At 54.5% G+C, this 13,108-nt stretch carries 13 protein-coding genes; 1 reads left to right on the top strand and 12 read right to left on the bottom strand.

The window, feature by feature from the left end:
- Nucleotides 1-140: 140 nt before the first annotated feature.
- From HUO07_RS07415 to HUO07_RS07395, 5 genes are all read right to left on the bottom strand, one after another.
- A complete protein-coding gene (locus tag HUO07_RS07415; RefSeq protein ID WP_008956527.1) occupies nucleotides 141-584 on the bottom strand; it encodes a universal stress protein in 444 nt (147 codons plus the stop codon).
- Nucleotides 585-605: 21 nt separating this feature from the next.
- Nucleotides 606-1,889, bottom strand: a complete 1,284-nt coding sequence (locus HUO07_RS07410) for a TRAP transporter large permease (protein ID WP_176303035.1) — start codon at nucleotides 1,887-1,889, stop codon at nucleotides 606-608.
- Between the two features lie 30 nt (nucleotides 1,890-1,919).
- On the bottom strand, nucleotides 1,920-2,498 hold the full coding sequence (locus HUO07_RS07405; RefSeq protein ID WP_176303034.1) for a TRAP transporter small permease: 579 nt from the start codon (nucleotides 2,496-2,498) through the stop codon (nucleotides 1,920-1,922).
- A 297-nt stretch (nucleotides 2,499-2,795) separates the two neighbouring features.
- Complete coding sequence (locus HUO07_RS07400; RefSeq protein WP_176303033.1) at nucleotides 2,796-3,842, bottom strand: TRAP transporter substrate-binding protein; 1,047 nt, start codon at nucleotides 3,840-3,842, stop codon at nucleotides 2,796-2,798.
- Between the two features lie 202 nt (nucleotides 3,843-4,044).
- The gene (locus HUO07_RS07395) at nucleotides 4,045-4,632 is read right to left on the bottom strand and encodes a TIGR02444 family protein (protein WP_176303032.1); all 588 of its coding nucleotides are present in this window, start codon (nucleotides 4,630-4,632) and stop codon (nucleotides 4,045-4,047) included.
- A gap of 29 nt (nucleotides 4,633-4,661) precedes the next feature.
- Between HUO07_RS07395 and HUO07_RS07390 the strand changes: the two genes are divergently transcribed.
- Entirely contained in the window at nucleotides 4,662-6,638 is a 1,977-nt protein-coding gene (locus tag HUO07_RS07390) for an ATP-binding cassette domain-containing protein (RefSeq protein ID WP_176303031.1), read from the top strand.
- On the opposite strand, the gene dtd is transcribed toward HUO07_RS07390, so the two are convergent.
- The 7 genes from dtd to HUO07_RS07355 form a co-directional block, all read right to left on the bottom strand.
- Nucleotides 6,635-7,072, bottom strand: a complete 438-nt coding sequence (gene dtd / locus HUO07_RS07385) for a D-aminoacyl-tRNA deacylase (RefSeq protein ID WP_176303030.1) — start codon at nucleotides 7,070-7,072, stop codon at nucleotides 6,635-6,637. The two genes, HUO07_RS07390 and dtd, sit on opposite strands and share 4 nt — an antisense overlap.
- Before the next feature lie 64 nt (nucleotides 7,073-7,136).
- Nucleotides 7,137-7,706, bottom strand: coding sequence for a chalcone isomerase family protein (locus HUO07_RS07380; RefSeq protein ID WP_176303029.1), 570 nt, complete (start codon nucleotides 7,704-7,706; stop codon nucleotides 7,137-7,139).
- 100 nt (nucleotides 7,707-7,806) lie between these two features.
- Nucleotides 7,807-8,652 carry a universal stress protein gene (locus HUO07_RS07375; protein ID WP_176303028.1) on the bottom strand — a complete coding sequence of 282 codons (846 nt, stop codon included), beginning with the start codon at nucleotides 8,650-8,652 and terminating at the stop codon, nucleotides 7,807-7,809.
- A 115-nt stretch (nucleotides 8,653-8,767) separates the two neighbouring features.
- Nucleotides 8,768-9,598, bottom strand: a complete 831-nt coding sequence (thiD, locus tag HUO07_RS07370; RefSeq protein ID WP_101146897.1) for a bifunctional hydroxymethylpyrimidine kinase/phosphomethylpyrimidine kinase — start codon at nucleotides 9,596-9,598, stop codon at nucleotides 8,768-8,770.
- 140 nt (nucleotides 9,599-9,738) lie between these two features.
- On the bottom strand, nucleotides 9,739-10,851 hold the full coding sequence (locus HUO07_RS07365; protein ID WP_008956518.1) for a TRAP transporter substrate-binding protein: 1,113 nt from the start codon (nucleotides 10,849-10,851) through the stop codon (nucleotides 9,739-9,741).
- A gap of 201 nt (nucleotides 10,852-11,052) precedes the next feature.
- Nucleotides 11,053-12,456 carry a TRAP transporter large permease gene (locus HUO07_RS07360; protein WP_176303027.1) on the bottom strand — a complete coding sequence of 468 codons (1,404 nt, stop codon included), beginning with the start codon at nucleotides 12,454-12,456 and terminating at the stop codon, nucleotides 11,053-11,055.
- A complete protein-coding gene (locus tag HUO07_RS07355) occupies nucleotides 12,456-13,016 on the bottom strand; it encodes a TRAP transporter small permease subunit (protein WP_008956516.1) in 561 nt (186 codons plus the stop codon). Before HUO07_RS07355 ends, HUO07_RS07360 begins: the two co-directional genes overlap by 1 nt.
- Nucleotides 13,017-13,108 lie beyond the last annotated feature (92 nt).

Genomic DNA, 13,108 nt, shown 5'->3' with positions numbered 1-13,108 from the left:
GAAGGATCCTTTTATCTTTTATATAGCGGCGCCGAACGCCTATCTGTGTCACTTAAAGATTAACACCCACCGCCCCAAGCTGCATCTTTGGGGCGGTGGGTGTTAATAAGACCATAAAGCAAGCAAGAGGTTTAACGGAATTAGACGACCAACGTAGGACAGTGAGCGGCGCCAGCAACGCGCTGAGAGACGCTGCCCAGCAGTGGATTCTTTTCGCCGTTGGTGCCCTGGGCGCCAATCACGATCAGATCGCACTCCCGCTTACGGGCGAAGCGCACGATAATGCGTGAAGGGCGCCCGCCTTTTACAAAGGCACGCACGCGGGAGTCATCAGCGCCAAGCTCAATAGCATGCGCTTTCGCATGTACGGCGATCTCGGTGGCGTACTCTTTTAACGCATCGTCAGGAATATCCAACTGATTGGGCCGCACCATGGAAAGCGAGGCTTCCAACAGGCTATGGTGTTTAAACACACACAGCAGATAAAGCTCGGCGCCCGTTAGCATCTGCAAGCCTACTGCCTTCTCCAGCGCCCTTAAGGCGCCTTTTGAGCCATCCACCGGGACTAAAATGCGATTAAACATTCGTGTACTCCTTGTGGCTGTTTAGCGGAAGGCAACATCGCGCAGGAACAGCGCAATTTGCGGGAACATGATCAACAAGGCGGCCGCTAAAATCAGCATGAAAATAAACGGCGGTGTGCCTTTTATGACGTCCCAGTAAGGGCGCTTGAAAATCGCAATCGCGGTAAAGATGTCGCACCCAAAGGGCGGCGTTGCCGACCCTATCGCCACCTGCAGCGTAATCAAAATACCCACCAGCACAGGGTCGAGTCCGGTGGCTTCAATCGCCGGTGTAAAGATCGGCGTTAACACCAGGATGACGACGATGGGGTCAACGAACATACAGGCAACGAAAAAGGCGATACAAATGGCAATCAACACGCCCGTGGGGCCTGCTTCATTGATCCCCACTGCCTCCAGAATCATTTGCGGGATCTGGGCAAAAGAGATAATCCACGAGAAGCCATTACCCACTGCCACCAAGATAAATACCACAGCGGTGATTAAACCGGTGGACTTGGCAATGGCGTAAATGTCGTTCATTTTGAGCGAGTGGAAGACCACAAACTCAAGCAAGATGGCATACAGCACACAGGCGGCGGCGGCTTCGGTCGGGCTAAAGATACCGCCATAGATACCACCAACAATAATCACCGGAAAGCCGAGCGGCCATAACGCTTGCTGTACTGCTTTTGCGCGCTCTTTCCAGCTCGATTTTGGTTCTGTGGGTACGTCTTTAACAATGGCGTAGATAATGCAGTAAGCCGAGAACATACATAGAATCATCAAGCCTGGACCAATCCCGGCGATAAATAGCTCACCGATAGAAGTACCCGAGATAACCCCGTAGATAATCATGCCGATACTAGGCGGAATTAGAAAGGCAATATCGCTGGCATTGATGATCAGCGCCAGCGTAAACGAGTCTGAGTAGCCCGCTTTAAGCATTTTCGGGCGCAATGGTGAACCAACGGCCACCACGGTCGCTTGCGTTGACCCGGACACGGCACCAAACAGTGTGCAAGAGGCCGCCGTGCTCACCGCTAAGCCGCCTTTAATATGGCCGATAAACGACATCACCATATCAATTAAGCGATTAGCGGACTGCCCGCGAGTCATAATATCGGCAGCCAGAATAAACATTGGCACAGCAATGAGTGAGGCTGGGCGTATACCCGCCATCATCTGCTGGATCAGCGTATCCATCTGGCCGAAGCCGTTAAACATCATGAAGAAGCCAATTATCGCAGCGGTAATCAGCGGGATCATCATTGGAAAGCCCAGCAGCAGCAGGGCAATCATGGTAGTAACCATTATTGTCGTCATAGCTGTTCCCCTAGGGTGCAGTGTTCCGCGTTAGACTTCAGTTTCCGTGTCTTTGTAACCATCCACCACGCCCGTCGAGAGATACACATCGTGGGAGGTAACGTTTTTAACAGCGGTCAATAAGTATTGAATCCCGGTGACCAAAAAGCCCAACGGTACCCATAGGTAAATGATCCATATCGGTAAACCCAGGGAGGGAAGCACGCGCCCTTTGCTATACAGGTCAACAATATAAATAATTGAATAATAAAGAAGGAAAAACATTACCAGCGATGTGAATAGTGCAATACCAATCATCAGCACTTTGCGTCCACCCACCGGCAATGCATCATAAATAGCCGACATACGAATATGACGGCCATGTCGGGCGGCATAGCCAATCCCGGCAAAGGTGATCATGATGATCAAAATTCGGTTTAATTCACCGGAAAACATAATGCTGTTGCCAAACACGAAACGGGCAACCACGTTGGTGACCGTATTCAGCGCCATTAGCAAAACGCCCATCGCCAGGATCACGGCTTCCATTTTGCTAATTGCAGTGTCGATCACGCCTAAAATCCCCGGCAAACCGGAGCGGTAACTCTTTTCCATCTCTTCATCGGTCATGGCCGGACTCCTTTCTAACGGCTTTAACGGCATCAGTTCAGTGCCGTTAGCACAATTAACACAGCGTTATTCCAGACCTACCTATTGCAAACCTGCCCGCGCTATTCAGCAAGGAATCACTACTAGCGTAACGGTATGCCGCCGCTGGTGATTCAACGCTAGATATACGTAACCCAGCGTAATGATGCTAAATTCCAAACCGAATAACCCATAGCTTACCGCGACAGCATAAAAAAGGGGCAGCCTTTGCTGCCCCTCGGGTAAATCATCCAACATGCAAATGCGGCTTAAGGATGATTACTCGTTGCTTACGGCTTCCAAATCGGCTTTGAACTGCTCAAGCAATTCTTCGCCTTTGTCGCCGGTCATTTCCAAGAAGGCTTCTTCAACCTGTGGAGCACGGTCACGGAAGGCTTGAATCTGCTCTTCATCCAGACGCGTCACGGTCACTTCATCAGACGCTTCCTGAATCTTCGCTAACGACTCTTCAGCCAAGCCTTGGATATGCTCGATGGTGTGATCATAAGCGGCTTGTGAAGCTTCATCGACCAGTGCTTGGTCTTCTTCAGACAGGCCTTCATAGAAGTCCTGGTTAGCCATCATTGCGGTGGTGAACCAGCCATGACCAGTGAAGGTCAGGTGCGGAGACACCTCATACAAACCACCGGATTCGATCCAGAAAATCGGGTTCTCTTGACCATCGATGATGCCGGTCTGTAGGCCACCATAGACTTCACCCCACGGTAGCGGCGTAGGCGTCGCACCAAAGGCGTCGTAGGTTTCCGATAGCAGCGGGTTGGTCATGGTACGGATTTTCTTATTATCCAGATCTTCCGGCGAGCTGATCGGCTCGTCGGTCGTTATGACCATTTCACCTTCTGGATACATCTTCAGTAGCTCAAGGCCTTGTTCGGCATAAAGCTCTGGGAACATCTCATTGATTGCTTCGCTTTCTTCGAAGAACGTCAGTACGGTCTCTTCGTCGGTCGGCAGCAGGTAAGGAATGAAGAAAATTTGTGCTTCAGGAATCAATGCACCGGTAAAGCCGGGTGACTGGTTCACAAACTGCAGAATACCGTTCTGAGTCTGCTCCATAATATCGTCAGACTCGCCCAGCTCACCAAAGCGGTAAACCTGAACCGTGTGATCGGAGTTCTCTTCGATATGCTCTTTAAAAGCATAGGCAAAGACATCCTGTACGTCGCCTTCGTACTCTTCATGAGCATAACGCCAGTTATCCGCTTGCGCGACAGCTGTCATGCTCATCAACAGTGCACCCACGCTTGCTGTTGTCACTAATTTGGTGGTTACAGAACGATTAAATACGGGTTTGCTTGCCTTCATACGGTGTTCCCCTTGCAGTGATAAGCGCGCTACTCAAGTGCGCAAAAACCTAGGTCAGTTTTGCATTTATAAACACGACACTGTCATTCACGACAATGTTATTCGCTAATTGGTGTTCACTAACAAACACTGAAGTACTGTTCTTAAAGGTGTGCTAGCAAGCGAATAACGCTAGGTATTTCAAAATCAGCTTAAATTCAGGCTAGCGCGCTCCTTGATGAGGGTCAAGCTGGCAAGTAAGCATTTGTAGCGCCTCACACAGTGCCGACGTGGTATTTAAGCTACTCTCCGAGTGGGTGTTAGCTTTACTAAAAAGCAGCTGATTTCGCAGCCATTTAGCCGAATCTTGCGGCATTTCGACGATATTCATTACACGCTGCTCATCAGCATGCGCTTCTAAAACCCATTCTTGCCAACGTTGAAGGTTCTCACGCTCGGCCATTAGTTCCGCCTGCTTAATGGTTTCGCGCAGCGCTGCCACAGAGTCACTAGACGCTGCCGAGTCTTTTAAATCGCGACGTAAACCACGCAAAACTGCCGTGACACTGCTCTGCCATTGGCGACGCTGCTCGCGCTGGCGAGCGACCGCGCGGGGGACCGCTTCTAAACCGCACGAGTAGAGCCAGCAATGAAATAGTAGCTCACAAACATCCAGCTCACCCTCCTCTTGCAGCGTCAGGCAAGCAGCCTCAACACCAGGCTTGGCGTAAAGCGCCAGCGCAAATTCCCATAACGGTGCCTGCTGTAGGCGCTGCAATCGGGTAGAATCAAGCGCAATAGAATTTTGCATCGTATGACCCACTTTTTTCGGGAGAAAGCATGATCGCACTGCGCCAAGTCGCCCTGCAACGCGGCACGCAAACGCTACTCGACAATGCAGACGTTACCCTTAATAACGGGGTGAAGGCCGGTATTATCGGGGCAAACGGCGCCGGCAAATCGAGCCTGTTCAAACTGCTGCTGGGCGAGATTGCTCCTGACCAGGGCGATGTCGAGATGAGCGGCGGCCAGCGCATCGCGCATATGGCCCAGGAAGTTGACGCCCTTGACCGCCCTATTATTGAGTATGTACTTGATGGTGACTTGGCGCTGCGCCAGGCAGAAGCCGACTTATTGGCTGCCCGTGAAGCCGGTGAGGCTCACAGGGAAGCCGAACTGCACGGCTTGATTGAAACCCTGGATGGCTACCGCGCGGAGTCTCGCGCAGCACAGCTACTGGTGGGGCTCGGCTTCCTTCAGACCGATCTCACCCGTCCACTCTCGGCGTTTTCCGGCGGCTGGCGGATGCGGGTCAACCTCGCCCGTACGCTGTTTATGCCTTCTGACCTACTATTGTTGGATGAGCCCACCAACCACCTGGATCTGGACGCCCTGCTGTGGCTGGAGCAGTGGCTGACCCGCTACCCTGGCACGCTGCTGCTGATTTCCCACGACCGCGACTTTTTGGATGCCGTATGTGATCACATCGTGCACATGCATCACCAAACGCTGGAGCTTTACCGCGGCAATTACTCCCAGTTTGAGCGCACCCGCGCCGAAAAGCTCGCCTTGCAGCAAGCCGAAGCCGCTAAGCAGCAGGCACGCCGTGAGGAGATCGAGCGCTTTATCGCCCGCTTTAAAGCCCAGGCGACCAAGGCAAAGCAGGCGCAAAGCCGGGTCAAGATGCTGGAGCGGATGGAAGATATCGCTGTGGCCCATGTGGATTCTCCCTTCCACTTCACCTTGCCTGCTGCCGATAAAACATCGCGCCCGCTACTGGTGCTTGATCAGGCGCAGCTAGGTTATCGCGGTAAAAAGGGCGACGGAAGCGACGACAATATCCAGTTGGACAAGGTCAACGTTACCCTGCTGCCCGGCAGCCGCATTGGCCTGTTAGGCCCCAACGGGGCGGGTAAATCGACGCTAATTAAGTCGCTCACCGGCGAACTTGAGTTACTTAATGGCAAGCGCGTGCCTGGCGAGCATTTGGCGATTGGCTACTTTGCTCAGCACCAGCTTGAGAGCCTGGACGTTTCATCGACACCTTTTGTGCATGTCCAACGCCTCTCGCCCACCGCCAGCGATCAGGATATCCGTAACTTCCTGGGCGGTTTTGGGTTTAAGGGCGACGACGCCTTCGGCAAAGTCGCCAACTACTCTGGTGGTGAGAAAGCCCGCTTGGCGCTGGCGCTGGTCGCATGGCAGAAACCCAACCTGCTGCTGCTCGATGAGCCGACCAACCACCTGGATCTAGAAATGCGCGAAGCGCTGACTCAGGCGCTGGCAAGCTTTGAAGGCACGGTGATTCTGGTGTCTCACGACCGTCACTTGCTACGCGCCACGGTCGATGAGTTTTGGCGGGTAGCGGATCACCGCGTTGAGCCTTTCGACGGTGACTTGGAAGATTACCGCGTCTGGCTTAAAGCGCGCCTGGAAGAGAGCCGCCGGGATTCCCGCGGCGAAAAAGCCGAGCGCCAGAACCAGCAGCCCAGTGGCGACAGCCGTGAAGCGCGCAAGGCATCACGTAAAGCGGCGGCCGAGCTGCGTGAAAAGCTACGCCCGCTGAAAAAACAGCGCGATCAAGCGGAAAAAGCCATGGAAAAGACCCAGCAGGAACTTGATAAGGTAGAACAAGTGCTGGCAGACCCAGAACTCTACACCGACAGCACCCGCAAACCCGAGCTGACCAAGACGCTTAGTCAACAAGCTGATATCAAAGCGCGACTGAATGAAGCAGAACAGCAATGGCTTAGCGCCGAAGAGGCGCTGGAAGCAATGGAAGCCGAGCTGCTCGCCAGCGAAGAGACGGCTAGCTAGCTTTCGAGTAAAAACGTTACCGGGCCATCGTTGATTAGCGCCACCTGCATATCGGCGCCAAATTCACCGGTAGCGACATGTGGCCAGGCAGTGCGCGCCTGGGCAACCAGCAAGTTAAACAGCGCTTCACCCTGGGCGGGTGGAGCGGCGCTTGAGAAGCTGGGTCGTAGCCCTTTGCGTGTATCCGCCGCCAGGGTGAACTGAGGAACAAGCAGCAAACCTCCGCTCACCTGCTGCAGGTTGTGATTCATTTTGCCTTCGGTGTCGCTGAATACCCGGTAGTGCAGCAATTTATGCAACAGCTTCTCTACCGCCGCCGCATCATCGTGCTTCTCAACGCCTACCAGCGCGAGCAGTCCGTGATCGATACTACCGACAATTTCGCCTTCCACTTCTACGCTGGCGCGCTTTACGCGCTGAATGAGTGCCTTCACAACGCCTCTCCCCGGCAAAGAAACGGGTATTGTAACCGCCGCTCATTCGCTTTTCTTCACCGCGTCAGTTTCGCCCTAGTAGCGCATCGCGGAAGTCGTCGTCCAGGGGGCGCTCACCGAGCCAAATACTAAACATCGCGCTGGCAAACTCGGCACTCTCCTCTTCAAACAGCACCTCACCATTGAGCGCAAGGCGCAGCTGCTCGCCGTTCCAGCTAAGCAGGTAGCGGTCACCGGGAACGACATTGCGATAGCGTTGATTTAGGCGCCCAAGTGGTTCTTCGATCTGAGTGAATTCATACAGCGTAAGAGTGTCTTGCAGCGTTTTTTCAGTCGCTTCGGCAAAGTCGCTGGCTTCAATGGCATGAAAGTAGGCAAGCTCCAAGCGCCGCGGAATATTGCCTAACGGCTGAGGCTGGGTTTCACCCTCAAGCTGATAATATGCCCCCGCGTAGGCCGTCCAGATCATGTAACGGAATACGCCACTGCCAATCAACGTATAGCGTTGGCCTTCCTCTACTACACTGCGCTCAAACGACTCGCCGTTTTCTGACACGTTACTGGCCATCACCCAAGGAGCCAGCATTAACCCCACTAACATCAGCGTAGTTTGGGCGGGAATGGGCGTGAACATAAAACCTCCTCATGGCTGCATTGCTATACACAGCAATACACTCAATAAAGGTTTTGCACAATATCCAGCCTATCCAAAAGCAATATAAATGATGAGTCGCCTACCAAGCGCGGCAGAGCATCAAATCGCAGTGCGGCTCACACAGCAGCATCTCGGTGAGCTGGCTAGTGTGGTGGGGTTGCCCACGGCTGCCGATCATGACGAGATCGGGTGAATGACGTTTCATATAGGCCTGAAGCACATCACAGGGTGCGCCCTGCTCTAGCACTAGCTCAACGTCTGGCACCCCCTCTAGCTCGCGCATTAGGCTATCGACCTCATTGGTCAGCTGTTCGCGCAAGCGCTGCACTTCATGCTCACGCCAATGGGCATAGTACGCTTGCGAACCCAACTCACGCTCGCCGGGAAGCGACCAAGCGTGCAGCAGCGTCAGCGAGGCATCAGGGAAGCGAATCAGCGCCTCTCTCAAGGTATGCCGCGCGGTGAGCGAAAAGTCGATAGGCACCAAAATATGCTGCCAGGGCTGGGTGGGTTGATAAGAGGCCACCACCACCGGGCAAGGAGCGCTGCGCAGCACACGCATCAATGTTGTACCCATCAACAGGTCTTTTTGCCCGCGCTTGCGATGCATGCCCAGCACAATCAGCTCGGCGTTGCGCTCATGGGCTTCACGTACAATCTCAACGTGGGGCGAACCTGTCACGGTTTGGATCAGCGTTTTCGGCGCCTCCAAAGCGTAGTCTTCACGTAGATCGGTCAACGTGGTGGTAATGTCCTCTACTACCGCGCTCTCTACATCAAGCAAGACACGCCGCGGTAAGTAAGGGTCCAACACGTGCAGCACGTCGAGCTGAACCCCGTAAGCGTAGGCTAAACGCAGCGCACGGGCACAGGCGGCGCGATTATCAGCAGAAAGATCGGTGGCAAACAGAAGTGTACGAGGCATGGCGAAACGCTCCTCAGCTGAGCAACTCAGCCTTATAAGCCGTTAAGCAGACACTCCTCAGCATGGTGTGCAATACCCATTCACGCAAGCTACCTATTACTCTGATGGCAGCGCCTCACCACCAGGCGTGAAAATGGTGCACCGGTCCGCGCCCTTTACCCACATTTAAGCGCACACTCGCTTCCAGCGCTGCATGGAGCCAACGCTTGGCATCGCCGATCGCCGCCACCGGGGCATCAGGGCCTGACTGCTCTGGCAGTTTCGCCAGACAGGCGGCAATCGCCGAGGAGAGCGCGCAGCCGGTGCCGTGCAAATTGTTGGTGTCGATTCGCGAGGCGGGCAACCATTCATGGCCGTTGGGGGTTGCCAGCAGATCAGGGCAGGTCGCTCCGCGCAAATGGCCGCCTTTTAGTACCACATAGGGCGCCCCCAGCTGGGTCAGTCCCGGCAACATCGCCTCCATGTCATCCAAGCTGGTAGGCGATGGCGAATCAAGTAGAACCGCGGCTTCCGGCAAGTTGGGGGTAATAACATCGGCAAGCGGCACCAAGATGTCACGCACGGCACGAATACCGGCATCATCGACCAGTATGTCACCGCTCTTGGCGACCATCACAGGGTCGAGCACGATCCAGCGCGGTCGGCGCTGGCGCAGCACGTCGGCGATTACCTCAGCAACCTCACGGCTGGCCACCATGCCAATTTTGACCGCGTCCAGCGCCACATCATCCAGCAGGTGCTCAAGCTGCTCGCGAATGGCCTGAGGAGAGACTGGATACACCGAGGCGACGCCACAGGTATTCTGGGCAATCACCGCGGTGATCACGTTAGTACCATACACGCCGAGGGCCGAAAAAGTCTTCAAATCGCCCTGTAAACCAGCTCCGCCGGACGGGTCGGAGCCAGCGATGGTGAGCACATTGCGCAGACGGGAATGGGTAGACATGAGGCTCCTTTACGACAAAATCGTCACTGTCTGCCTAGGATACCCAAGCTATGCATTTTGTGCTGCTTAAAACCTACGCACACGAACACAACAGCCGCCCGAAGGCGGCTGTTGTGTTCGTGTGCGTTAAGCACGGCAGTCTATTGCGCGGTGTCGCCTTCCGGGTTACGGGCGTTGTAGTACGCCTGCTCGGAGATAGCGTGGTAATCCTCAACCTTTTCCTGGAACGCTTGATAAGAGTCATAGATGCGCGTGGCTAACTCACTCGATTCCGCCAGTTCAGCGACAACATCAGCCGAATGCTCGCGGGCTTGAGCAAGCACGTCGTCAGGAATACGGCGCAGCTCAACCTCGTGCTCGTTCACCAGGGTTTCCAACGCATCGTTGTTACGTGCGGTGTACTCATCCAGTACGCTTTGGTTGATATCGCTAATAGCGGTACGCAGGATCGCCTGCAAATCCGCTGGCAGCTCAGCGAAAGCGTCTTCGTTAACGATCGCCTCGAACATGACCGTCGGCTCGTGCCAACCTGGGTAGTAGTAATAGTCAGCAGCCTGATGCAGGCCAAATGCCAAGTCGTTATAGGGGCCAATCCACTCGGTAGCGTCAATCGCGCCCGACTGCAGCGAGGTAAAAATCTCGCCGCCCGGCATATTCACAATCGCTACACCCATACGGCTCATTACTTCGCCACCCAGGCCAGGCATACGCATTTTCAGACCGTCTAAGTCATCAACCGAGTTGATCTCTTTGTTGTACCAGCCGCCCATCTGCACGCCTGAGGCACCGGCGACCATGACGTCAACGCCAAAGTCGTCATAAAGCTCGTTCCATAACTCCATACCGCCGCCATAGCTTAGCCAGGCGTTCATTTCCTGAGCGTTCATGCCAAACGGCACGGCAGCAAAGAACTGAGCGGCGGGGGCTTTTCCTTTCCAGTAGTAGGAAGCGGAGTGGCCGAGTTCAGCAGTGCCGTCGGAAACGGCGTCAAACACTTCAAACCCCGGCACCAGCTGGCCAGCGCCGAAGACTTCGATGGTCAGGCGGCCATCCGACATTTCATCCACAAGCTCCGATAGGCGCTCTGGGCCTTGGCCAACACCAGGGAAATTCTTGGGCCAGGAGGTGACCATTTTCCAACGGAACTCGTCCTCTTGCGCCTGGGCGTGGTTATCGAAGCTAGAGACCACCAGCAAACTGGCGGAGAGAGCGGTCGTCATCGCGATGGCGACTGGGAGTGTTTTGGCTTTCATACTATAACCCTCTTACTTTCTATTATTACTATTATGAGTAGGGAATACCCCGCCTAGCGTAGAACGCTAGGCGGTTTGCTACAGACCATTATTTGCTATAGGACACTAATGGCTCGTTGCTGCTTTATAGTTAGGTTGCCACATATATTCGTTGATAGCTGCGTTGATCACAGTGATGCTTTTCAACTTACCTCTTGTTGACTAGAACTGCGAGGGAAGCCAGGTTGCCAACTGCGGGAAGAAGCTAAGCATGAGCAACATACCCAACTGCATCAGAATAAACGGGATAACGCCACGGTAAATAGCCGACGTGGACACAGACGGCGGCGCGACACCGCGCAAGTAAAACAGCGCGAAACCAAACGGCGGCGTTAAGAACGATGTCTGCAGATTGATAGCAATCATGATGCCCAGCCAAATCGGGTCAAGCCCCATGGCAAGCAGAATTGGCCCGACAATTGGCACCACCACGAAAGTGATTTCGATAAAGTCGAGAATAAAGCCGAGCAGGAATATAACCAGCATGACGATAATCGTGGCGCCCACCACGCCGCCGGGCATCGCCTCGAACAGCTCGGTCACCATGTGCTCGCCGCCGTAGGCACGAAAGACCAGCGAAAACAGCGCCGCACCGATCAGGATCAGAAACACCATGGTGGTGACGTGAGTGGTCGAGCGCAGCACGTCTTTCAGGGTCGCCCAGTCGAGCTGACGGTAAGCCAGTGCTAGCACCAGGGCGCCAAAGGCACCTACCGCGGAGGCTTCAGTCGGTGTGGCAAAGCCGCTTAGGATCGACCCCAGCACCGCCACAATCAGCACAACGGGCGGCACCAAGCCTTTGAGCAGCAGCATGCCAATCCCTGAGGTATGGCCAAGCTCGGCCATTAACTCTTCACGGTCGGCAGCGGGTGCCATGTGCGGTCGCAACCACGCCACCAGCGCCACATAAATCATATACATCACGACTAGCAGCAACCCAGGCACCAACGCGCCCATAAACAGGTCGCCCACAGAGACCGTTTTAGGGCTGAAAATCCCCATATCCAGCTGTGCTTGCTGGTACGCCGATGACAACACATCACCCAGCAGCACCAGGGCGATGGAAGGCGGAATGATTTGTCCCAACGTGCCGGTGGCACAGATAGTGCCGGTCGCAAGCGACGTGCTGTAGCCACGCTTTAGCATGGTGGGTAGCGACATCAGCCCCATGGTGACCACTGTGGCCCCCACAATGCCGGTAGAGGCAGCCATCAACATGCCCACCAGCGTCACCGAAATACCCAAACCACCGCGCATGGAACCAAACAGCAGGGCCATGGCATCCAGCAACGTTTCCGCCACTTTGGATTTTTCCAGCAAGACGCCCATCAACACAAATAGCGGCACCGCCAACAGCGTTTGGTTGGTCATAATGCCGTAGAGCCGGTTGGGCAAGGCAGCGAGATAGCCGCTATCAAAATTGGCGTCAATACCAATGGCTTCCAGGCCCAGCCCCATACCGGCAAACAGCAGCGCCGTGCCCGCCAGCGAAAGCGCTACGGGAAAGCCGAACATCAACACAATGCAGATGACGGCAAATAAAATAATCGGCATGAATTCCAGCATCAAACACGCTCCTCAAGATGGTTGCCGCCAGCAGCAGCCGGCACTATCCGTCCGGCCATCACATAGCTATTACGCACGATCTCAACCACGCCTTGCACGATCATCAGCACGGCAAACAGTGGAATTAAGGTTTTCAGTGCATAGACAGCCGGAATGCCACCGTAGTCGGAGGAGGTTTCTAGAATACGCCAGGAGTTGGCAACGTAGCCCAGGCTGGAAGCGATGATAAAGATCATCACGGGAATCAATAGCGTAATAATGCCCACGACATTGATTAACGCTTGGCGGCGCGGGGTCATGCCTCGATAGAAGATATCCACCCGCACGTGACCGTCGTGGCGAAAGGTGTAAGCAGCAGCCAGCATAAAGACGCTAGCGTGCATATACATCACCAGCTCTTGCATAAAGATGCTGTTCACGCTGAAGGCATAACGAAGCAGTACAATCGCGAACTGAATCAACATCATAATAATGATCAGCCACGCAAGGGTACGGCCGAACCACTCTGAAGCGCGGTCCAGCGCACCAATAAAGGCAGGTAGTTGTGTTGTGTCCGACATGGAAGTGTCTCGCGTAAAACGACTAAGGGGAGTCAGCGCCCCAGACAATAGCGCATATACGCGGACAATGCAGCGTCCACAATCAGCAAGAG

The sequence above is a fragment of the Vreelandella maris genome (assembly GCF_013371085.1).
Lineage (GTDB): Bacteria > Pseudomonadota > Gammaproteobacteria > Pseudomonadales > Halomonadaceae > Vreelandella > Vreelandella maris.
Note: the sequence above shows the minus strand (reverse complement) of the source record. Positions and strands in the feature narration are given on the sequence as shown.